This window comes from Caldanaerobacter subterraneus (assembly GCF_004345675.1).
GTDB classification, from domain to species: domain Bacteria; phylum Bacillota; class Thermoanaerobacteria; order Thermoanaerobacterales; family Thermoanaerobacteraceae; genus Thermoanaerobacter; species Thermoanaerobacter subterraneus.
In genome coordinates this window covers 79615-100661 of the sequence record NZ_SLWU01000006.1, presented here as the reverse complement: position 1 = coordinate 100661, position 21047 = coordinate 79615, and the positions used below count along the sequence as shown (strand labels likewise).

19 protein-coding genes and 1 riboswitch are annotated in these 21047 nt (G+C 38.7%); all 19 genes read right to left on the bottom strand.

Annotated elements, in window-relative coordinates:
• Window positions 1-76 precede the first annotated feature (76 nt).
• On the bottom strand, window positions 77-1504 hold the full coding sequence (gene gatB, locus EV203_RS04130) for an Asp-tRNA(Asn)/Glu-tRNA(Gln) amidotransferase subunit GatB (protein WP_132039276.1): 1428 nt from the start codon (window positions 1502-1504) through the stop codon (window positions 77-79).
• Window positions 1504-2970, bottom strand: coding sequence for an Asp-tRNA(Asn)/Glu-tRNA(Gln) amidotransferase subunit GatA (gatA, locus tag EV203_RS04125; protein ID WP_132039274.1), 1467 nt, complete (start codon window positions 2968-2970; stop codon window positions 1504-1506). Before gatA ends, gatB begins: the two co-directional genes overlap by 1 nt.
• 13 nt (window positions 2971-2983) lie before the next feature.
• Window positions 2984-3271, bottom strand: a complete 288-nt coding sequence (gene gatC, locus EV203_RS04120; protein WP_132039273.1) for an Asp-tRNA(Asn)/Glu-tRNA(Gln) amidotransferase subunit GatC — start codon at window positions 3269-3271, stop codon at window positions 2984-2986.
• Window positions 3272-3323: 52 nt separating this feature from the next.
• Window positions 3324-5324 (bottom strand): NAD-dependent DNA ligase LigA, encoded by a 2001-nt coding sequence (gene ligA / locus EV203_RS04115; protein ID WP_132039271.1) that lies wholly within the window; start codon window positions 5322-5324, stop codon window positions 3324-3326.
• Window positions 5325-5340: 16 nt separating this feature from the next.
• On the bottom strand, window positions 5341-7464 hold the full coding sequence (gene pcrA / locus EV203_RS04110; protein WP_132039269.1) for a DNA helicase PcrA: 2124 nt from the start codon (window positions 7462-7464) through the stop codon (window positions 5341-5343).
• Between the two features lie 37 nt (window positions 7465-7501).
• Window positions 7502-7810, bottom strand: a complete 309-nt coding sequence (locus tag EV203_RS04105) for a YerC/YecD family TrpR-related protein (protein WP_011025018.1) — start codon at window positions 7808-7810, stop codon at window positions 7502-7504.
• Window positions 7811-8046: 236 nt separating this feature from the next.
• Window positions 8047-9606, bottom strand: coding sequence for a stage V sporulation protein B (gene spoVB / locus EV203_RS04100; RefSeq protein WP_132039267.1), 1560 nt, complete (start codon window positions 9604-9606; stop codon window positions 8047-8049).
• Window positions 9607-9977: 371 nt separating this feature from the next.
• The gene (locus EV203_RS04095) at window positions 9978-11147 is read right to left on the bottom strand and encodes a M20 metallopeptidase family protein (protein WP_132039265.1); all 1170 of its coding nucleotides are present in this window, start codon (window positions 11145-11147) and stop codon (window positions 9978-9980) included.
• Between the two features lie 14 nt (window positions 11148-11161).
• Window positions 11162-11956, bottom strand: coding sequence for a glutamate racemase (gene murI / locus EV203_RS04090; protein WP_132039264.1), 795 nt, complete (start codon window positions 11954-11956; stop codon window positions 11162-11164).
• An 11-nt stretch (window positions 11957-11967) separates the two neighbouring features.
• Window positions 11968-12576 carry a class I SAM-dependent methyltransferase gene (locus tag EV203_RS04085; RefSeq protein WP_009610779.1) on the bottom strand — a complete coding sequence of 203 codons (609 nt, stop codon included), beginning with the start codon at window positions 12574-12576 and terminating at the stop codon, window positions 11968-11970.
• A 58-nt stretch (window positions 12577-12634) separates the two neighbouring features.
• Complete coding sequence (purD, locus tag EV203_RS04080; RefSeq protein WP_043884121.1) at window positions 12635-13888, bottom strand: phosphoribosylamine--glycine ligase; 1254 nt, start codon at window positions 13886-13888, stop codon at window positions 12635-12637.
• Window positions 13889-13901: 13 nt separating this feature from the next.
• Complete coding sequence (purH, locus tag EV203_RS04075) at window positions 13902-15428, bottom strand: bifunctional phosphoribosylaminoimidazolecarboxamide formyltransferase/IMP cyclohydrolase (RefSeq protein ID WP_132039262.1); 1527 nt, start codon at window positions 15426-15428, stop codon at window positions 13902-13904.
• The gene (gene purN / locus EV203_RS04070) at window positions 15428-16051 is read right to left on the bottom strand and encodes a phosphoribosylglycinamide formyltransferase (RefSeq protein ID WP_009610772.1); all 624 of its coding nucleotides are present in this window, start codon (window positions 16049-16051) and stop codon (window positions 15428-15430) included. Before purN ends, purH begins: the two co-directional genes overlap by 1 nt.
• Window positions 16048-17058 carry a phosphoribosylformylglycinamidine cyclo-ligase gene (purM, locus tag EV203_RS04065; RefSeq protein ID WP_022587385.1) on the bottom strand — a complete coding sequence of 337 codons (1011 nt, stop codon included), beginning with the start codon at window positions 17056-17058 and terminating at the stop codon, window positions 16048-16050. Before purM ends, purN begins: the two co-directional genes overlap by 4 nt.
• Before the next feature lie 101 nt (window positions 17059-17159).
• Window positions 17160-17867: a phosphoribosylaminoimidazolesuccinocarboxamide synthase gene (purC, locus tag EV203_RS04060; protein WP_132039260.1), complete on the bottom strand. Its 708-nt coding sequence runs from the start codon at window positions 17865-17867 to the stop codon at window positions 17160-17162.
• 17 nt (window positions 17868-17884) lie between these two features.
• Entirely contained in the window at window positions 17885-18346 is a 462-nt protein-coding gene (purE, locus tag EV203_RS04055; RefSeq protein WP_031313964.1) for a 5-(carboxyamino)imidazole ribonucleotide mutase, read from the bottom strand.
• A 102-nt stretch (window positions 18347-18448) separates the two neighbouring features.
• A complete protein-coding gene (locus EV203_RS14415; protein WP_243700575.1) occupies window positions 18449-18895 on the bottom strand; it encodes a solute carrier family 23 protein in 447 nt (148 codons plus the stop codon).
• Between the two features lie 147 nt (window positions 18896-19042).
• A complete protein-coding gene (locus EV203_RS14410) occupies window positions 19043-19171 on the bottom strand; it encodes a hypothetical protein (RefSeq protein ID WP_278429424.1) in 129 nt (42 codons plus the stop codon).
• A 152-nt stretch (window positions 19172-19323) separates the two neighbouring features.
• Window positions 19324-19425: riboswitch (purine riboswitch) on the bottom strand.
• Window positions 19426-19507: 82 nt separating this feature from the next.
• Window positions 19508-21046 carry a glutamine-hydrolyzing GMP synthase gene (gene guaA, locus EV203_RS04045; protein ID WP_022587388.1) on the bottom strand — a complete coding sequence of 513 codons (1539 nt, stop codon included), beginning with the start codon at window positions 21044-21046 and terminating at the stop codon, window positions 19508-19510.
• Window position 21047 lies beyond the last annotated feature (1 nt).

Genomic DNA, 21047 nt, shown 5'->3' with positions numbered 1-21047 from the left:
TGAAAATTGTTTAAAAGGTAAACTTGAGTTGTAATTGTCAGTCTTTTAAAAAAAAATAGCCTGCAATTTGCGCAGGCTATTTGGAAAGTTCTTCTCTTAAAAGTTGATTTGTAAGCTGCGGATTTGCTTTCCCCTTCGTCTCCTTCATCACTTGCCCTACTAAAAAGCCCAATGCCTTCTCTTTTCCTTTCTTGTAATCTTCTACGGATTTTGGATTTTCTTCGATGACTTTTCTGACAATCCTCCTCAATTCACCTTCGTCGGCTATCTGCCTTAAACCCTTCTCTTCCACTATGATTTGCGGATTTTTACCTGTGAAAAACATTTCCTCAAACACTGTTTTCGCAATAGAACCGCTTATAACATTATCATCAACAAGTTTTAAAAGCTCTATTAGCATATCTGGAGTGATTGGCACTTCATCTATCTCTCTACCTGTGTCATTTAAAAGGCGTGCAAATTCTCCCATCAACCAGTTGCTCACTATCTTTGGAGAGTGGTAATTTGAAGCACACTTTTCAAAGAAGTCAGCCATCTTCTTTGAAGAGGTTATGACTTTAGCATCATATTCAGGTAAGCCGTATTGGGTGATGAAACGCTCTCTTTTAGCATCAGGCATCTCAGGCAATGTCTTTCTTATCTCTTCTTTCCATTCTTCTGTCACAATTATTGGAACGAGGTCAGGCTCTGGGAAATACCTGTAGTCATGAGCTTCTTCCTTTGTCCTCATCGGCTCAGTAATGCCTTTTGCTTCATTCCATCTGCGAGTCTCCTGAACTATAGTGCCGCCCTCTTCCAAGACTTTTATCTGTCTCTTTATCTCATATTCCAGCGCTTTTTGAACGGCTTTAAAAGAATTTAAATTTTTAAGCTCAATCTTGGTGCCAAGATCAGTAGTACCCACAGGCCTTACAGAGACATTTGTGTCAACTCTCAAAGACCCTTCCTGCATCTTGCAGTCAGAAACTTCAGTATATTCTAGAATGCTCTTTAATTTAACAAGGTACTGATATGCTTCTTCAGGAGTAGAAATATCCGGCTCAGAAACTATCTCAATTAAAGGAACACCTGCTCTGTTGTAGTCTACCAAAGATCCATCAGTTCCTTCGTGCAGAAGCTTTCCAGCATCCTCTTCAATGTGTATCCTCTTTATGCCTATCCTCTTTGTGCCGCCTTCTACCTCGATTTCTATGTACCCATTGCTACAAAGGGGAAGGTCGTACTGGGAAATCTGGTAGGCTTTTGGAAGGTCTGGATAAAAATAATTTTTTCTGTCCATCTTGCTGAAATTAGCAATTGTGCAGTTCAAAGCCAGTCCTGCCCTTACTGCATATTCAACTACTTTTTTATTGAGCACAGGCAGAGTGCCCGGAAGTCCAAGGCATACAGGGCACACCTGTGTATTTGGTTCACTTCCAAATTTGGTGCTGCATCCACAAAATATCTTGCTGTCTGTCAAGAGCTCTGCATGAACTTCCAATCCGATTACTGCTTCGTATTTCATTATCTTTCACCTCCTATGGCCTGTGGCTTGGCATCAAATTTGTACGCTTTTTCAAAAGCATAAGCCACATTGAGTATTCTGCCTTCATCAAAGTGCTTGCCAATTATCTGAAGCCCCACAGGTAATCCCTCTGAAAGTCCGCAAGGAATAGATATAGCAGGAAGCCCTGCAATATTTACAGATACTGTGTATATATCTGCTAAGTACATAGCTAACGGGTCATTCGTTCTTTCACCGATCTTAAAAGCCACTGTAGGACTTGTAGGACCTACTATAACATCGCATTTCTCAAAAGCCCTTTCAAAGTCATTTTTAATTAATGTCCTCACCTTTAAAGCCTTCTTATAGTAAGCATCGTAGTAACCTGAGCTTAATGCATATGTCCCCAACATTATTCTCCTCTTTACCTCTTTGCCAAAACCTTCACTTCTGCTTGTCATGTACATATCAACTAAATCTTCGTAGTTTTTCGCAATATGCCCATACCTTATCCCATCGTATCTAGCTAAATTAGAACTAGCTTCCGCCGAAGCGATTATGTAATAGGCAGGAAGGGCATACTCTACATAAGGAATAGATATGTCAATTATTTCTGCTCCTAAATCCTCAAAAACTTTTATAGCCTTTTCTACTGTTTCCTTTACGCCCTCTTCAATTCCGGCTCCAAAGAATTCCTTCGCAACTCCTATTCTGAAACCTTTTATGTCTTCTTTAAGGTAAGAGGTATAATCAGGCTTTTCTATTTTTACAGAAGTAGAGTCTAAAGGATCGTGACCTGCAATGGCGTTTAGCACAATCGCGCAATCTGTCACATCCTTTGTGAAAGGACCTATCTGGTCAAGAGAGGAAGCAAAAGCCACCAAACCGTATCTAGAAACTAAACCATATGTTGGCTTCATTCCAACTACCCCGCACAAGGAAGCCGGTTGCCTTATAGAGCCTCCTGTATCTGACCCAAGTGCAAAAGCAGCCTCATCCGCTGCAACAGCTACTGCAGAACCACCAGAAGACCCTCCTGGAACACGGGACAAGTCCCACGGGTTTTTCGTAATTTTAAATGCGGAATTTTCAGTTGAAGATCCCATAGCAAACTCGTCCAAATTAGACTTCCCTAATATAACTACTCCCTCATTTAAAAGCCTTTCCACAACTGTTGCGTTGTATGGCGGTATGTAATTTTCTAGCATTTTAGAAGAACATGTGGTTCTTATGCCTTCTGTAGAGATGTTGTCTTTTATTATCACAGGAATTCCTGTCAAATCCTTTGCTTCTCCTTTTTTTATCATCTCATCTGCTACTTTAGCCCTTTCCAGTGCAAATTCTTCAGTTATAGTTACAAGGGCATCTACCTTGGGCTCCACTTCTTTTATCCTTTCGAGGTAGGATTTTGTCACCTCTTGTGCACTTACTTCTCTTTTATGGAGAAGTTCTTTAAGTTCATGTACTGTCAGACTATACAATTCCAATTTGCGTACCTCCTCACTCTATGATCTTTGGCACTTTAAAGCAGCCTTGCTCTGTAAAAGGAGCGTTCATCAAGACTTTTTCTCTCGGCATAGAAGGTTTGACCTCGTCTTCTCTGAAGACATTGTGTATTGGAACTATGTGAGCCGTAGGTTCTACATTTTCTGTGTCAAGCTCGTTCAATTTGTTGACATAATCCAGTATCTTGCTGAGCTCTTTGCTCATCGCCTCTATCTCTTCTTCAGTAAATTTTAACCTGGCAAGCTTAGCAATGTATTCTACTTCGCTTTTGCTTATTGCCATTTTACCACACCTTTCTCTTTATTTCTTCACTCTTATAGTTTATCACAAAAATCTACGGTTGGATATCGCCTTTTAGCATGGCTTCAAACTGCTCTTCGTTAATTATCTTAACTCCAAGTTCCTGTGCTTTTTTAAGCTTAGAGCCAGGGTCAGCACCCACAATTAGATAGTCGGTCTTTTTGCTCACAGAGTTAGTAACTTTGCCCCCTCTCTCAACAATAAGTCTTGCAGCCTCATCTCTAGTGTAATTTTTAAGCGCTCCTGTCAGCACAAAAATCTTGCCTTCAAATATATTGCTCACTTTACCTGTGGAGAGCTTCTCCATATTGACTCCCGCTTCTTTCAACCTTTCAACCACTCTTCTGTTTTGCTCCTCAGAAAAGAAAGTAACTATACTTCTTGCCATTTTGGGTCCAATATCCGGAAGTTCAAGAAAATCCTCGTATTTTGCTTTCATTATGTTGTCCATGTTCTTGAAATGCTCTGCAATCACCTGTGCCGCTTTACTGCCTATCAAGTTTATCCCAAGTCCAAAAAGCAACCTGTCTAAGTCTCTTTTCTTGCTCTTTTCAATAGCTTCCAGCAAGTTTCTAGCAGACTTATCTCCCATCCTCTCCAAAGTAATTAAATCCCTGTACTTGAGGTAGTAAAGGTCTGCTACATTTTGTATAAGCCCTTTCGAAAGCAGCTGGTTTATTATAGCGGGGCCTAATCCTTCTATGTCCATAGCATCCTTTGAAGCAAAGTGGATTATCCTTCTCGCAATCTGAGCAGGGCAGTTAAGGCCTGTACATCTTCTCACTGCCTCTCCAGGAAGCCTTACAGCCAAAGCGCCGCACTCAGGGCATTTGTCAGGCATGACAAATTCCTTTTCATCGCCTGTTCTCTCTTCTTTAACCACTTCCACTACCTCTGGAATTATGCCTCCTGCTTTGTGCACAAGCACAGTATCCCCTATTCGTATGTCCTTCTCCTTTATGTAATCTTCATTGTGAAGAGTAGCTCTGCTCACCACAGAACCAGAAATAACAACAGGCTCAAGCACAGCCGTAGGAGTTAAGGCTCCTGTCCTGCCCACCTGCACGACTATGTCTATTAACTTCGTCTTTTTCATCTCTGCAGGGTATTTAAATGCTATAGCCCATCTGTAGTCTTTAGCAGTCTGCCCTAAAATCTCCCTTTTATCAAGTTCATTCACTTTTATCACTGCGCCGTCTATATCGTACGGCAAAGAATCTTTCATCTCCCCTAGCTCTTCTATAGCTTTGATGACTTCTTCGATTGTAGTGCATTTTTTAATAAGAGGAATTACTTTAAATCCCTGTTCTTTCAAAAATTCTAAGGCTTCCACATGAGTCTTGAAATCTCTTCCTTCAATCCTCTGAAGGTTAAAAATGAAAATGTCTAGGTCCCTTTTTGCAGTGACTTTAGGGTCTAACTGCCTCACAGAACCAGCTGCAGCATTCCTGGGATTTGCAAAAAGGGATTCTCCTCTTTCGGCTCTCTCTTCGTTGAGCTTGGCAAAAGAAGCTTTTGGCATAAAAACTTCTCCTCTTACAACCACGTTCACAGAATCTTTAAGCCTTAAAGGAATGGACTTTATGGTCTTCAAATTCGGAGTGACATTCTCCCCCACAATTCCGTCTCCTCTAGTAGATCCCACTGTGAATATGCCATTTTCATACACCAGCTCCACAGACAAACCGTCAATTTTAGGCTCTACTACGTACTCTACTTCCCCTACCGCCTCTTTTACCCTTCTGTCAAAATCCTTAATCTCTTCTGCCGTAAAAGCATTGGCCAAGCTCAACATTGGAACAATGTGAGTAAAAGGCTCAAACTCATCAAGTGGCTCTCCTCCTACCCTCTGAGAGGGAGAGTCTGGAGTCTTAAACTCAGGATATTTTTCTTCCAGTTCTATGAGTTCTCTCATAAGCATATCATACTCATAGTCTGAAATTTCTGGCTGGTCCAACACATAATACCTGTAGTTGTGATAGTTTATTTTTTCCCTTAACTCCTCTATCCTCTTTCTTGCCTCTTCCCTATCCATAAATTCCCCTCCGGTTTTAAGAAATTGCCTTAATAGGAGCAAATCTCAAATCAAGCTTTTTTATACCAACGTTCGGAAAGGCTACTGTAATCTCTTCCCCTTCCACTTTAACAACAGTCCCTATTCCCCATATCTTGTGCTCCACCTTATCCCCAAGCGAAAAAGACCTTTCATAAACATCTGAAAAAGTATGGACGGAAACAAAGCCCGTTTTTTTGGAAGTCGGTATATTATACCTCACAATTAGCCTCTCAGGTATTTCACTTATAAACCTGGAGTAAGAATTGTACTGGGACCTACCGTAAAGGTTTCTCTGCCTAGCATAAGTTAAATACAATCTTTCTTTGGATCTGGTAATTCCCACGTAACAAAGGCGCCTTTCTTCTTCCAGCTCGTGGTCATCTTCAAAGGAGCTGTAAGAAGGAAACAGTCCTTCTTCCATCCCTACCATAAAAACTACAGGAAATTCCAATCCCTTGGCAGAATGAAGTGTCATCAGAACTACACTTTCTCCAATATCTCCAGCCATGTCTATATCAGAAACTAAAGTTATGCCCGCCAAAAATGCTTCCAAAGACTTATCTTCAGAAGATTCTTCAAACTCATAGGCAGCATTTAAAAATTCGTTTAAGTTTTCTATCCTTCCCTCTGCTTCTTCAGATTCTTCCCTTTTTAACTCTTCTATATAACCTGTCTGCTCCAGAATATATTTTATCAAATCGCTGACACTCATTGCATCTTTTTTATCAATTAAATCCAAAATAAACTGTTTAAACTGAAGAAGGCTTCCTTTGTTCCTTGCGTTTTTTAAATCCTCTATTGCAAAAAAAAGACTAGTATCTTTTTCCCTCGCTACCTTCTCCAATGCCTCAATCGTAGCAGGACCAATGCCTCTTCTTGGAACATTTACTATCCTTTTGAAGGATATGTCGTCATAAGGATTTACAATGAGGCGAAGATAAGCAAGTATATCTTTTATCTCTTTCCTGTCATAAAATCTTAGGGCTCCCACCACTTTATAAGGCACTTTTACTTTCATCAGAGCTTCTTCAAAAGGCCTTGACTGGGCGTTTGTCCTGTAGAGTATCGCAAAGTCTTTAAAGCTTCTGTTTTCTCTTTCTTTTAGTTTTATTATCTCCTGTATAACAAATTCTGCCTCTTCTCTTTCATTTTCCAGCTCACACAGAACTATTTTCTCTCCCTCTTTATTTTGTGTCCAGAGGGATTTTTTCTTTCGATATACATTGTTGTCTATGACGTGATTGGCAGCCTCCAGTATGATTTTTGTAGACCTATAGTTTTGTTCTAATTTTATCACTTTTGCTTCGGGATAATCTTTTTCAAAGTTTAATATGTTTCTCACATCTGCCCCTCTCCAGCCGTAAATGCTCTGGTCATCATCCCCTACAACACATAAATTTCTGTGCCTTTGCGCTAACAAATTTACAAAGTAATACTGAGGAGTATTTGTGTCCTGATACTCGTCCACCATTATGTATCTAAATTTTCTTTGATAAAATTCTAAAATTTCTGGATTTTCTTTAAATAACTCTATCGTTTTTATGATAATGTCGTCAAAGTCAAGAGCATTTATCTTTTTTAGTTTGTGCTGATAAAACTTGTAAATTTCCTTTATTTTTCTATTCCTATAGGTATCTCCAAAAAAATCAATGTAATCGTCTGGATACACCATTTTATCTTTTGCAGATGAGATGGCATTTAATACCATTTTTATCGGGTACTGCTTTTCGCTTAAGTCTAGTTCTTTAAGGCATTCCTGGACTAGTGCCTTCTGGTCAGTTGTATCAAATATTACAAAATTTCTGTCGTAACCCAGTTTATCAATATCTCTTCTCAAGATTCTGACACAGGCGGAATGAAAAGTGGACACCCACAGGTCTCCGACGTATCCCAGCAAATTTTCCACTCTCGTCTTCATTTCCTCTGCCGCTTTATTGGTAAAGGTTATTGCGAGGATATTGGAAGGAGAGACCTTTTTTTCCTTTATGAGATAGGCAATTCTGTGGGTCAAAACTCTAGTTTTTCCACTTCCAGCACCTGCCAGTATTAAAAGAGGCCCTTCTGTTGTAGTTACTGCTTCTTTTTGCTGTTCATTCAAATTAGCTAGAATCTCTTTCATCTTTTTCACTCCAATCAAGTTTTAAAAAAGCCGGGAATTAATCCCGGGATTCAGAATCAGCTTCCAACCTTTCCAATATAATTTTATATCCATTTGCGCCATAATTCAATGCCCTGTTCACTCTACTTATCGTGGCAGTACTAGCCCCTGTTTTTTCTGCAATCTCTATATAGGTCTTCTTTTGTCTTAGCATTCTAGCAACTTCCAATCTCTGAGCTAAAGCTTTTATCTCATTTATAGTAGCAATATCTTCAAAAAACCTGTAACATTCCTCTATGTTCTTAAGCTTTAAAATGGCCTCAAAAAGCTGGTCTACCAGCTTGTCCTTAATTTTAGACTCATACATACAAAATCCCTCTCTTAAAAAATTTAATGGTTTACACTAATATTGTAATCAATTAAAAAGTAAATTTCAATACTTTAAAGCGATTTTTTATAACGTATACAGATAAAAAATATATACGATTTTGTAGACAGTACTATACTCAAAAATCAAATGAGCTACCCGCAAAAGCGAGTAGCCAAAAATTAATCCAATCTTTAGTCATCATTTTTATCAGATTTTTTCTGCAAGCGCAGTCATCAACTGGTCCTTTGAAAAATCATCTTCTTCAAGTCTTCAATGTAGGGCACTCTAAGTAATTGAGCGGCTAAAAAGTATATGATAGTTGATGGTAAAACTGATAAAGAGAGGTTTATCCACATATTAACATTAGTTGCCAACAATTTACTGTGGATAATTAACACAGTTACTCCCATAGCTAGAGAAGCAAAAAGAGGCTTTATGATCCAGTTAGAAAGATCTATTTCCACTCGTGTAAGCTTTCTTAAATCTAGGAAATTTAAAACCAAAATGAGAGCATCTGCAAAGATAAAAGTATAAACATATCCAAAAAGCCTGAGGGAAGGTATAGAAGTCAGATAGTACATGCCAGTAATGCACACAACAAGCCATATCAGGGAATTTCGCAAGACTACTTTCTGTCTCCCTAAACCATGTAAAATACTAGCAACTACGGTTTCTAAAAATGCGAAAATACTGCCATAAGAAACCACCCTTACAAAATCCCCTACCCCAGGGGAAGAAGAATATAAAAGTCTGGATATTTCATCTGGAATAATTAAAAACAAGGTAATAGCGGGAAATGCCACTAAAGTAGTGTACCCTATAGCCTGGTTAATTCTCAAACGCACTGCTTCCCATTTTTTTAAAGCTGCAGCTTCTGAAACCGCGGGAAGCACTGTTGTGGAAAGGCTTGAAGTTATTACAGCAGGCATATAAGCGAGGGGAATCGCCATGCCAAATAGCTTTCCAAATTCAGACATTGCTTCCCTGTGAGAAACTCCAGAAGTTACAAGGCGGGATGGAATTAGCAAAGATTCTACTAGATCTAGAGCATTCACAATCAATTTTGAAAAAGTTATTGGTATTGAAGTGAACACCAATAGCTTCGCAATGTAAATACTACTCCATTCTTTTCCATCATAAGGCATCTCTCTTTCTATAATTTTTATCTCTCTCTTATAGAAAAATATGTACATTAAAAAGCTTACAATTTCTCCAACAGAAATCCCAAAAATAGCTATAGCCACAAGATACTCAAGTTTTGCTCCGCTAAATAGCTTCAGAAGATATAAAGTCAGAGAAACTCTCACAATCTGCTCTACGATTTCTGAAATAGAGGCCGGTACCATATTTATTACACCCTGAAAAAAACCTTTAAAAACTGAAGAAGAAGTGACAATTACAAGAACAGGCGCAAAAATGAGAATTGAAAGATGAGTCCTCGGTTCGTGAAGAAGCTTTTCCGCTATGAATTTGGCATTTAAGAATATAATAGCAAAGACTGAAAAAGCCATTATAAGCACCAGAATAAAGGAAATTTTCAAAATTTTAAACATATTCTTTTTGTTCCCTTTTGCTCTTTCTTCCGAAATAAAGCGGGAAATTACTGACATAGTACCAGAAGTTAAAAAAGTAATAGAAACAAAGTAGATAGGTAGAACTAATTGATAAATTCCTGTGCCTTCAGAACCTAATATGTTGGATAAAATTATCCTGAAAACAAAGCCTATACTTCTGTCTATCACATGAGCAATTGTTAAAATAAAGGCACCGCGAATAAAGGACCTTCCATGCATACTAAACACCTCACAATAGTTTATTCGCGGCGCCTTTTTTATATGAAAAACAAAAAAGAGCCGGCATATGCCGGCAGTAAAGGGGGATTAGGGGGAGAAATTTTTAATACACTTGAGGGGGGGTTAAGACTTACACCTTATGGCTTCCTCTTACCAAAACGGCAGAGGCGTTTTCCGACAAATATTATGCAACATTTGATGAAAAATGTCAAGTTTTAATTTACACGAAATTTTTCCTGCATTTTTGTAATATTATAACTATACCTTAATAAATAAAACTGCGGTAAACCTTTTTCTCATTGTACAAGGAATATTTATAAATGAAAAGGTTAAAGTTTTTCCAAAAAATTTTTATCTCCTCAAAAAATTTTTTAATATTTCCCCTCAAAATAATTAAGCACTGTCATCACATGAACAGCAATTCCTACTTTTATACATCTTTCATCCACGTCAAACCTACTGCTGTGTAAGGGTTTGTCTATTCCTTTTTCTTTATTACCGCAGCCCAATTTGTAAAAGGTACCGGGCACTCTCTGTAAAAAATAAGCAAAATCCTCTACCCCCATGGAAGGAGAAACTTCAAGGACATTTTCCTCTCCTAAAATCATGGAAGCGCTCTTTTTTACAAGGTTTGTAAATCCTTTGTCATTAATGAGAAGAGGATACCCTTTTACCCTTCTGAATTCTGCATCTCCTCCATAGGCTTTTGCTATGTCTTTACACATCTTCTCCACAGATTCTACTATTTCCTCTCTTCTCTCTTCTTCCATCATCCTTATAATTCCTGACATCTCAACCCTATCTGCTATTATATTTCTCGCATATCCCCCTTTAATTGTCCCTACAGTAACAACTATTGGAGTAAAAGGGCTGGTTTTTCTGGTTGCAAAGGTCTGAAGAGCGCTTATCACATTCGCTGCAATTACAAGCGCATCAATCCCTTTATGAGGCTCTGCCCCATGGGAGCTTCTCCCCTTTATAATCACATCGAACATGTCAGACGAGGCATAAGCTTTTCCGTATGTTATTCCTATTTGCCCTACCTCTAAATCTGGATCAACGTGAAGCCCTATTATAGCGTCAACTCTAGGACCCTCAAGCACCCCTTCCTCAATCATGGGGAGGGCTCCTCCTGTTGTTTCTTCAGCTGGCTGAAATATAAATTTCACATTCCCCTTAACGTTTTTAATCCTTGAAAGCACTTTAGCTGTTCCCAAAAGAATAGCAGTATGTACGTCATGGCCGCAGGCATGCATTTTCCCGGGAATTTTTGAAGCGTACTCGACTTCATTTTCCTCCTGTATGGGAAGTGCATCCATGTCTGCCCTTATAGCTATTGTCCTTTCTCCATCTCCTTTTAGAAGGCCTACTACTCCAGTCTTGGCAAGCCTTTTCACTTCAAGCCCTAGACTTTTGAGATATTCATAAACCAGTTCAGAAGTTTTCACCTCTTCAAATCCCAATTCAGGGTGCATGTGTATTTTTCGCCTTATCCCTATTATCTCTTCCTCCACTTTTTCAACTTCTTTTAAAATGTCCATATTCATCACCTTTTTTAATATCTTTCAATATCCACAATAAATACTTCATCAATTTTTTTACCGAGCACCATTTCGGCGGTCTTTTTAAAATTTTCAGCATCGCCACTTACAAAAAACTCTATTTTGCCTTTCTTACCAAAATTTAAAATCCTGCTTCTTTCTAGATATTCTTTCACTTCATGGGACAACCTTACAGCTGGGTCCACCACCTTAACCCCATCTCCCATGATGGCCTTTATAATCGGTTCCATCAAAGGATAATGGGTACAACCAAGTATGAGAGTATCTATTTCTTTTCCTTTAAACTCCTCAAGGCAATCTTTAGCAGCTTTATAAGCTAAAGGCGAATTGTAAAGGCCTTTTTCAATCAAAGGCACAAATTCAGGACAGGCTTTCTGGTAAACTTCAATTTGCGGATTTATGCTCTTTATATTGATTTCGTAGCTTCTGCTCTCTACCGTCCTCTTCGTAGCAATAACTCCAACTTTTTTATTTTTTGTACAATAAACTCCGCTTTCTGCCCCAGCTTTTAATACGTCAAAAAGTTCAATGTCATACTTTCCTTTGTCAATAGTGGCACACGTAGTATTGCAGGCTATCACAACCGCCTTTACATTTTTTTCTTTCATAAAGTTTATGATCTGACCTGCAAAAAGCTCTATTTCTTCTTTACTTCTATCTCCATAGGGAACCCTTTTTGTGTCGCCAAAATAAATATAATCCTCCTCGGGCAAAACCTGAATAAGTCTTTTTAATACAGTCAAACCTCCTACTCCTGAATCAAAAACTCCTATAGGTCTTGAATCCATTCCACCACACCCTAATTTAAATCTTTGTAAGGTTTCAATATGTAAAGAGAAACTCTCTTGCTCAATTCTACCACTTTCACACCTTCAAAATTTTTTCTTAATTCTTCTTCTACCTGCTCTACAAAATTAAAATAATCTCCTCCCTCCAGCCATTCTACAAATGAGGTTAAAAAATCCCTGTTTCTGTGATAGTCGTGAAGTATTACGTAGTCCCTTGCAACTCTAGACATCTCCTTATATAATATTTCTCTTTCCTCTTTTTTAATACCATGAGCGACATACGAAGCAATGGCAATGTCAAAAAAATTATCATCAAAAGGAAATCTCTCGCCTGGCTCTATTTTGTAAGCTTTGATATCCATTCCCTTAAGTCTTTTTAAAGCCTGGTCCAACATGCCTTTTGATACCTCAACTCCATAAGTATCGAATCCAGCCTCTTTTAAAACATAGCACAAAGGTCCTGTGCCACATCCTACATCTAAAACTCTTTTATAGTTTTCTAATGGAACGTGTTGTTTCAAAATATTCATGACCTTTCTATAATAAGCTACCTGCGAATTAAAAAACCACGCATATACAGGAGAGATGGTATCAAAGAGTTTGACATGGTCTTTAGGCATTATGTCCACCGCCTTTTGAAACCCATTTTATTGCTATTATACCATAAAAATTGCCGGGTTAGTACCCGGCCGCGATATCCTTTCTGTAATAAATTCCTTCAAAAGATATTTTTTCAATTTCTCTATATGCTATTTCCCTTGCCTCTTTATAGGAATCCCCTAAAGCCACAATTCCAAAGACTCTTCCTCCTGAAGTGACAATCTTTCCATCTTTAAAAGAAGTACCTGCGTGGTAGACAAAAGCTTCCTTCACTTCTTCCAATCCCCGTATTTCAAAACCCTTTTTATATTCTCCAGGATATCCTTTTGAAGCTGCAATAACACATACAGCCTTTTTATCTTCCCACTCCAGCTTCAAATTTTTAAGCTTTCCTTCCAGCGTAGCTTCTATTACTTCCAAAAGGTCTGTTTTAAGAAGGGGAAGTATTACTTCTGTCTCAGGGTCCCCGAATCTCGCATTAAATTCTAAAACTTTGGGCCCTTCTTTTGTCAGCATTAATCCTGCATACAAAACGCCTTTATACACAACTCCCTCTTTCTTAAGCGCATACACAACAGGTTTTAAAATTTTCTCTTCAATTTCATTTAAAGTCTTTTTATCTATGTGAGGATTTGGGGCAATGCTTCCCATACCTCCCGTATTTGGTCCCTCATCCTTTTCATAAACTTTTTTATAATCCATAGCAGACATCATGGCCAAAACATTTTCCCCATCCACAAAGGCAAATATAGAAGCTTCTTTGCCGTAAAGCATCTCCTCCACAATTACTATATCCCCTGATGGCCCGAAAACTCTTTTCTTCATCATGAGGTCAAGAACCTCTTTCGCCTCAATAAAGTCTCTTACTATGAAAACCCCTTTTCCTTGAGCTAATCCATCAGCTTTTATCACAACAGGATACCATGTTTCCTTTAAGAATTTCAGGGCTTCTTGATATCTGTCAAAAGCTTTAAATCTTCCTGTAGGTATTTCATACTTTGCCATGATCTGTTTTGCAAAGTACTTGCTCCCTTCTATCATGGCTGCTTTTTTGCTCGGGCCAAAAATCTTAAGTCCAGCTTTTTCAAACTCATCCACAATTCCCTCTACTAATGGAAGCTCCGGTCCCACTATTGTTATATCTATTTTATTTTGTAAAGCAAACTCTTTTAGCTTCTCTATTTCTTCTACACTTATATTTACGCACTCTGCCAGCTTACTTATCCCTGCATTTCCAGGTGCACAGTAAATCTTTTCTACTCGATCGCTTTGGGAAAGCTTGTGCACAATTGCGTGTTCTCTTCCTCCTCCCCCAACTACTAATACTTTCAAAGTCAATCCCTCCTCAATGCTTAAAATGCCTTATTCCAGTAAAAATCATCGCAATACCTGCTCTGTCAGCTACCTCAATTGAAAGCTGGTCATTCTGGGAACCGCCAGGCTGAATTATTGCAGTAATTCCTCCTCTTGCGGCCGCTTCAACTACATCAGGGAAGGGGAAGAAAGCATCTGATGCTAAGACACTTCCTTTCGCCCTCTCTCCTGCCTGTTTTATCGCCTGCTCAGTAGGCCAAATCCTGTTGACCTGCCCAACTCCAATGCCTACAGTAACCCCATCCTTTGCTAAAACTATAGCATTTGACTTGACGTGCTTTACTACTTTTAAGGCGAACTTCAAATCCTTCATTTCTTTTTCTGTCGGCGCCCTTTTAGTTACGACTTTGATACTACTTTCCTCTAAATCTATTTCATCCTTTTGCTGAACTAACACTCCACCTTCTACTTTTTTGAGGTCAAATTCTCTGTAATAGCCTTCCTTCAATTTGAGCACTCTCAAGTTCTTCTTAGACATTAATATCTCTAAAGCTTCCTCTTCAAAATCTGGAGCTATTACAATCTCTAGAAATATTTTCACAAGCTCTTTCGCAGTATCTACATCAACTTTTCTGTTAAAGGCAACAATTCCGCCAAAAATTGAAACGGGGTCAGCTTCATAGGCCTTTAAGTAAGCCTCATATATGCTATTCCCAACAGCTACACCACAGGGATTGGTGTGTTTTATAGCGACCGCCACAGGTTCACTAAATTCCCTCACAAGTTCTATTGCAGCATTTGCATCATTTATGTTGTTAAAAGAAAGCTCTTTTCCGTGTAACTGCAGGCATTCTGCAATTCCGTAAGATTTGACCGGGTTTTTGTAAAAGGCCGCTTTTTGGTGCGGATTTTCCCCATATCTCAAATCCTGCACTTTTTCATAGGCAAAAGTGATGACTTTAGGAAATTCCATATTAGTCTTCTCTCTAAAATACTCATATATGAGCGAATCGTAAAAAGCCGTATGACCAAAAGCCTTCGCTGCCAGATAAAACCTCGTTTCTTCTTTTGTATCCCCATAAAGCTTTATTTCCTCAATCACTTTTTCATAGTCTACAGGATCCACAAGGACAGTTACATATTTATAGTTCTTTGCCGCCGCTCTTATCATGGCAGGCCCGCCAATGTCAATATTTTCAATTGCCTCCTCAAGAGCAACCTTTTCCCTGGAAATAGTCTCTTTAAAGGGGTATAAATTTATGGCTACCAAGTCTATAGGAACAATGCCATGATCATTAAGGTCTTTTAAATGCTCTTTCTTGTCTCTCACAGCAAGAATTCCACCGTGAATTTTGGGGTGTAAAGTCTTTACTCTTCCTTCCATAATCTCCGGAAAACCCGTAACCTCAGAGACCTTTATCACCTTTACACCGCTTTCTTTAAGGAGATTGTAAGTGCCGCCAGTAGATATTATCTCATAACCCAGGTCTTCAAGCTTTTTCGCAAATTCCACTATTCCATCTTTTTTTGAAACACTTATCAACGCTCTCCTTGACATCACAAATCCTCCTTGTCAAGTATTTTCACTCTTCTTCCTTCTACTTTTAATTTCCCTTCAACAAAAAGTTTGACTGCATAAGGCAGGACTTTGTGCTCTACTTCCAAAACTTTTTTGGCAATACTTTCGGGGGTATCATGCTCCTCTATCTTTACCACTTCCTGGAGAATGATAGGCCCTGTATCTGTACCCTTGTCCACAAAGTGCACTGTACATCCAGTATATTTAACACCGTAATCATAAACCGCTTGATGAACTCTCATTCCATAAAATCCTTTTCCACAAAAGGCAGGGATAAGAGAGGGATGAATATTTATTATTTTATTTGGGAACCTTTCCACAATCTCTTCGCTTAAAATTGTTAAAAAACCTGCAAGAATTATCCCGTCGGGATTTAGGCTTTCAAGAAGTGACAAAAGCTCTTTAAAGAAATTTTCTTTTAATTCCTTTTTTGGAAGGCAGTAAGCAGGAATGCCGTGTTTTTTAGCTCTTTCAAGCGCATAGGCTTCTTTTTTATCGCTCACCACTCCGATTATCTGAGCTTTTATATAACCAGCTTCAATGGCATCGATTATTGACTGCAGATCTGTGCCATTACCCGATGCCATTACCATAAGCCTCATAAAATCACACCGCCTTCTCCCTCCACAATCTCTCCAATCACAAAAGCTGTCTCTCCCACTTCTTTAAGCCTTTTTAGAGCTTTCTCCACTTCTTCTTTATCAATTATGACTACCATTCCAATACCCATATTGAAAGTCCTGTACATCTCTTTCTCTTCTATTTCCCCAAGCCTTTTTATCATGTCAAAGATAATCGGCACTTCCCAGCTCCCTTTGTATATTCTTGCAGAAACGCCTTTTCTCAAAATTCTAGGAATATTTTCAATAAAGCCCCCTCCTGTTATATGAGCCATTCCTTTTATTTTTAATCCTTTCAAAACTTCCACAGATTTTACATATATTTTAGTGGGTGTCAAAAGAACTTCTCCTAAGGTTTTGCCTATATCTGGCACGTAATCTTCTATAGAAAAATTGTTTTTTTCAAAAAATACTTTTCTTACAAGAGAATAGCCATTGCTGTGAAGTCCAGAGGAAGAAAGCCCTATTACTACATCTCCAATCACCATAGAAGAAGTGTCAATTATTTCTTCTTTTTCCACTATCCCCACGCAAAACCCTGCTAGGTCATACTCCCCTTCTTTATAAAAACCAGGAAGTTCAGCAGTTTCACCTCCAATTAAAGCACACCCAGCAATTTCACACCCTTCTGCTACTCCTTTAATGACCTGTATCGCTTTTTCGCTTTCTAACTTTCCAGTAGCAAAATAATCTAGAAAAAAGAGGGGCTTTGCTCCCACTACAATCACGTCATTTACACACATAGCCACCAAGTCTATCCCTACAGTATCGTGCTTATCCATCATAAAGGCTATTTTAAGTTTCGTTCCAACTCCATCTGTACTAGACACAAGCACTGGATTTTTATAATTCTTTATCTCATAAAGAGCTGCAAAACCCCCAATTCCCTCTAAAACACCTTCTTTTATTGTCTTTTCTGCAAAAGGCTTTATCATTTTTACAAACTTGTTTCCCTCATCTATATTTACCCCTGCGTCTTTATATTTCATAATTATACACCCGCTATTTTAATTTTCCAAAAGATAATTTTCGCTAAGGCACCGCACACATAAGTGAAATTCCCACTTTTTAAACCCTTCAACTTTTCAGTTTAAACCTGCTGGACCCTTCTCAGAATTTCTAAATATGCCTCTTCCACTTGACCCAAATCCCTTCTAAACCTGTCTTTATCAAGTTTTTCCATAGTGTTTTTATCCCAGAACCTGCAGGTATCTGGCGAAATCTCATCTGCCAACAATATCCCTTCTTGATTTTTTCCAAATTCTAACTTAAAATCTACTAGGATTATATCTTTAGATAGAAAATACTCTGACAGAATTTCGTTCACCTTAAAAGCTCTCTCTTTTATAAGGTCAATTTCATCTCTTGTAGCAAGTTCTAAAGCCCTGATGTGGTATTCGTTTATCATAGGGTCTCCAAGTTCGTCGTTTTTATAACAAAATTCTAGAACGGGCTCCTTAAATTTTATTCCTTCCTGAAGCCCTAATCTTTTGCAAATACTACCTGCGGCGTAATTTCTGATGATAACTTCCAGAGGAAAAATTGTAACTTTTTTGACAAGCATCTCTCTGTCCTTCAGCATTTTCACATAGTGAGTAGGAATCCCTCTTTTTTCTAAAAATTCAAACAAAATTGAGGAAACTTTATTATTGACGACTCCTTTTTCTTCAATTACCCCCTTTTTTAATCCATTAAAAGCAGTGGCATCGTCTTTGTACTCTATGATGTAGTAATCTTCTTTATCCGTCTTATAAACTTTTTTAGCTTTACCCTCATAAAGCAATTCTTTCTTTTCCATACGGCTTACCTCCAATTTTAATTATTTAACACTTCTTCCGCCATCTTTTCCCTGTAATTGGCAAGCTTTTCTCTTAAATAGGGGTACTTCAAAGACAAGATGTGGCAGGCCAGGAGAGCTGCATTTTCAGCTCCATCTATAGCAACAGTGGCCACTGGAATTCCTTTTGGCATCTGTACAATTGAAAGGAGAGAATCAAGTCCGTCTAGAGTGGAAGACTTGATGGGAAGCCCAATGACAGGAAGTAAAGTGTAAGAAGCAATGACCCCTGGGAGATGAGCAGCTTTTCCTGCCGCCGCTATTATAAGGTCGTAATATTTCTCTGCTTCTACTGCAAATTCCTGCGTCTTAAAAGGAGTTCGATGGGCAGATAGAACTTTTACATCATAGGAAATTTCAAATTCATCTAAAATATCTGTGCACCTTTCAATTACAGGGAGGTCAGACTTGCTACCCACTACCACAGCAATTTTTGGCATTTTCAGTAAAAACCCCCTATTTTAAATTTTGATGAATAAGAGGGGAAAACCCCTCTTATCTCAAAACAAAATTTATTGTAAAGGCAGCAGCAATTACATACATCATCCAGTGTATCTCTTTAGCTCTGCCTGATAATAGTTTAACCAATGTGTAAGAGATAAACCCCAAGCCCAATTTATACCACTTGTGGTAGTTAGAATTGATATTATGAGAGCTCCTCTGACACCTCTAGATATCAGAACAGCTGCCAGTATAAGTCCAAAAACAGAAAGAAGAGTTTGAGGGTTTAAAATGTGCCCAAAAGCTACCAAAGTAGCGTCAGATTTTACAACTATCCCTGCATTTATAAGTCCTATAAAAGCTATGAAAAGTCCTATTCCGACAGGAATAGCCGACCTCAGTGAAGGAGGAACAGCTTCTATTATCCAGCTTCTTATCTTAGTGACAGTGAGAACCAAAAAGACTACTCCTGAAAAAAACACGGCTCCTAACGCTACAGTCCAGTGCAGTCCAAACTGCTTAACTACTGTATAGGTAAAAAAAAGCATTTAATCCCATACCCGGCGCAACAGCAATAGGATAATTTGCTAGAAGAGCCATAAGAGTCGTAGCAATTGCCGAAGACCATATAGTGGCAGCAATAGCAGCCTCTTTTGGAATTCCGGCTTCGCTTAAAATCTGGGGGTTTACAAATATTATATATAAGCCAGAGTGATAAAAGTAGTAGCACCTGCTAAAACTTCTGTCTTAAAATCTGTGTTTCTCTCTCTTAATTTAAATAATCTTTCAATTAGTCCGTTTTGCAAATTTGTTTTGTCTTTCATTAGTTTTCCTCCTTTTTTAATTTCTAGAAAAAATTAAGCCCGGTAAGAATAGAGTGAAACCTATCCTCCCGGGCTTTTATCCCTTAGGTGTGGTATATGGAAACCCATATACCTGTACCGCTCGGACCGAACGCCTGTTGCCAGGCTGGAACCCTAGGTACACTTTCACTCATAGTCGAACAATTTACGGTTGTTCGGTAGAGACTCCCGAGCCATATTCTCGGGATTATATGAGTGCTTCTTATTAAATTTTCTAAATATATCTTAGCAACTATTTCACAAAAAGTCAATAGATATTACGAATTTTTTTAAAGAAATTTCTTTTAATGTTCGTTTTTATTCCCACTCTATAGTGGCAGGAGGCTTTGAAGTTATATCGTATAAAACCCTGTTAACTCCCGGCACTTCATTCGTAATGCTGGTAGAGATGCTTTCCAAAATTTCATAAGGCAGTTTTGTCCAATCAGCCGTCATACCGTCCACACTATCTACAACCCTCAAAATTATAGCATAACCGTATGTCCTCTCGTCCCCCATTACTCCCACACTCTTTATTCCAGGCAAAATAGCAAACGACTGCCACACCTTATTGTACCATCCAAATCTTTTCATCTCTCTCTGAACTATGCTGTCAGCCAGCCTTAAAATTTCTAATTTTTCTTCTGTAACTTCTCCTACAATTCTCACAGCCAGTCCGGGGCCAGGGAAAGGCTGTCTATACAATATCTCATCGGGAATCCCCAATTCCTTACCTACTTGTCTGACCTCATCCTTAAAAAGCATTCTCAAAGGCTCAATCAGCTCAAATCCAATATCTTCAGGAAGTCCGCCCACATTGTGATGGCTTTTTATGGTAGATGAAATCCCATGCCCGCTTTCAATCACATCAGGATATAAAGTCCCCTGAACCAAAAACTTTACATCGCCAATCTTCATGGCTTCTTCTTTAAAAACTTCTATGAAAACATTCCCAATGATCTTCCTCTTCTCCTCTGGGTCAGTAACTCCTTTAAGCCTCGAGAGAAATCTTTCTTTTGCGTCGACTCTTATTATATTCATATCGTAATTCTTTCTGAAGGTCTCAATTACCATGTCCCCTTCGTTTGTCCGCAAAAGCCCAGTATCCACAAATATGCACACCAGCTGATCGTGTATAGCTCTATCTACAAGGACTGCTGCAACAGCTGAATCTACACCGCCCGATAGAGCGCATACAGCCTTGTGATTACCTACTTTAGCTCTCACTTCTTTTACAGTCTGTTCAATCAAAGAATCCATCGTCCAATCAGCGGAGCAATCGCACACTTCAAACAGGAAATTTCTTATTATCTCTGTGCCCCTGTGAGTATGGGAAACTTCGGGATGGAATTGAACACCATAGAGGTTTTTTTCTACATTGGCAATAGCTGCAATAGGACAGTTTTCAGTAGAAGCCACAACTTTAAAATCTGGAGGTGGGAGTTCAATCTGGTCAGTATGGCTCATCCACACAATGGTATCTCTCTCTATCCCTTTAAAAAGCGGAATTGTGTTGTTTATCACAACCTCTGTCTTTCCGTACTCTTTCACGGGAGCAGGCGCAACTCTTCCCCCTAGAAGCTCAGTCATAAGCTGAGCCCCATAACATATCCCTAAAACAGGGTATCCCAATTCAAAAATTTCTTTATCACACTTAGGAGCATTTTTCACATAAACGCTTGCAGGTCCGCCCGAAAGCACAATTCCCTTCGGATCTATCTTTTTTATTTCTTCAGGAGAAATATCGTAAGGCACAATCTCGCAATACACATTAGCTTCTCTTATTCTCCTGGCAATTAACTGAGTGTACTGGCCACCAAAGTCCAAAATCAAAATGGTTTCGCGCTTAATCCCCATC

What these genes read in the sequence shown, in the direction of transcription:
- EV203_RS04095 (WP_132039265.1), bottom strand. Translation starts at nt 11,147, where the DNA reads ATGGACATTTTAAAAGAAGTTGAAAAAGTGGAGGAAGAGATAATAGGG.
- spoVB (WP_132039267.1), bottom strand. Translation starts at nt 9,606, where the DNA reads ATGCATGGAAGGTCCTTTATTCGCGGTGCCTTTATTTTAACAATTGCT.
- murI (WP_132039264.1), bottom strand. Translation starts at nt 11,956, where the DNA reads ATGGATTCAAGACCTATAGGAGTTTTTGATTCAGGAGTAGGAGGTTTG.
- pcrA (WP_132039269.1), bottom strand. Translation starts at nt 7,464, where the DNA reads ATGAAAGAGATTCTAGCTAATTTGAATGAACAGCAAAAAGAAGCAGTA.
- purH (WP_132039262.1), bottom strand. Translation starts at nt 15,428, where the DNA reads ATGTCAAGGAGAGCGTTGATAAGTGTTTCAAAAAAAGATGGAATAGTG.
- EV203_RS04105 (WP_011025018.1), bottom strand. Translation starts at nt 7,810, where the DNA reads ATGTATGAGTCTAAAATTAAGGACAAGCTGGTAGACCAGCTTTTTGAG.
- ligA (WP_132039271.1), bottom strand. Translation starts at nt 5,324, where the DNA reads ATGGATAGGGAAGAGGCAAGAAAGAGGATAGAGGAGTTAAGGGAAAAA.
- purM (WP_022587385.1), bottom strand. Translation starts at nt 17,058, where the DNA reads ATGAAATATAAAGACGCAGGGGTAAATATAGATGAGGGAAACAAGTTT.
- purC (WP_132039260.1), bottom strand. Translation starts at nt 17,867, where the DNA reads ATGGAAAAGAAAGAATTGCTTTATGAGGGTAAAGCTAAAAAAGTTTAT.
- purN (WP_009610772.1), bottom strand. Translation starts at nt 16,051, where the DNA reads ATGAGGCTTATGGTAATGGCATCGGGTAATGGCACAGATCTGCAGTCA.
- EV203_RS14415 (WP_243700575.1), bottom strand. Translation starts at nt 18,895, where the DNA reads ATGCTTTTTTTTACCTATACAGTAGTTAAGCAGTTTGGACTGCACTGG.
- EV203_RS14410 (WP_278429424.1), bottom strand. Translation starts at nt 19,171, where the DNA reads ATGAAAGACAAAACAAATTTGCAAAACGGACTAATTGAAAGATTATTT.
- guaA (WP_022587388.1), bottom strand. Translation starts at nt 21,046, where the DNA reads ATGGGGATTAAGCGCGAAACCATTTTGATTTTGGACTTTGGTGGCCAG.
- gatC (WP_132039273.1), bottom strand. Translation starts at nt 3,271, where the DNA reads ATGGCAATAAGCAAAAGCGAAGTAGAATACATTGCTAAGCTTGCCAGG.
- gatB (WP_132039276.1), bottom strand. Translation starts at nt 1,504, where the DNA reads ATGAAATACGAAGCAGTAATCGGATTGGAAGTTCATGCAGAGCTCTTG.
- purE (WP_031313964.1), bottom strand. Translation starts at nt 18,346, where the DNA reads ATGCCAAAAATTGCTGTGGTAGTGGGTAGCAAGTCTGACCTCCCTGTA.
- EV203_RS04085 (WP_009610779.1), bottom strand. Translation starts at nt 12,576, where the DNA reads ATGCCTAAAGACCATGTCAAACTCTTTGATACCATCTCTCCTGTATAT.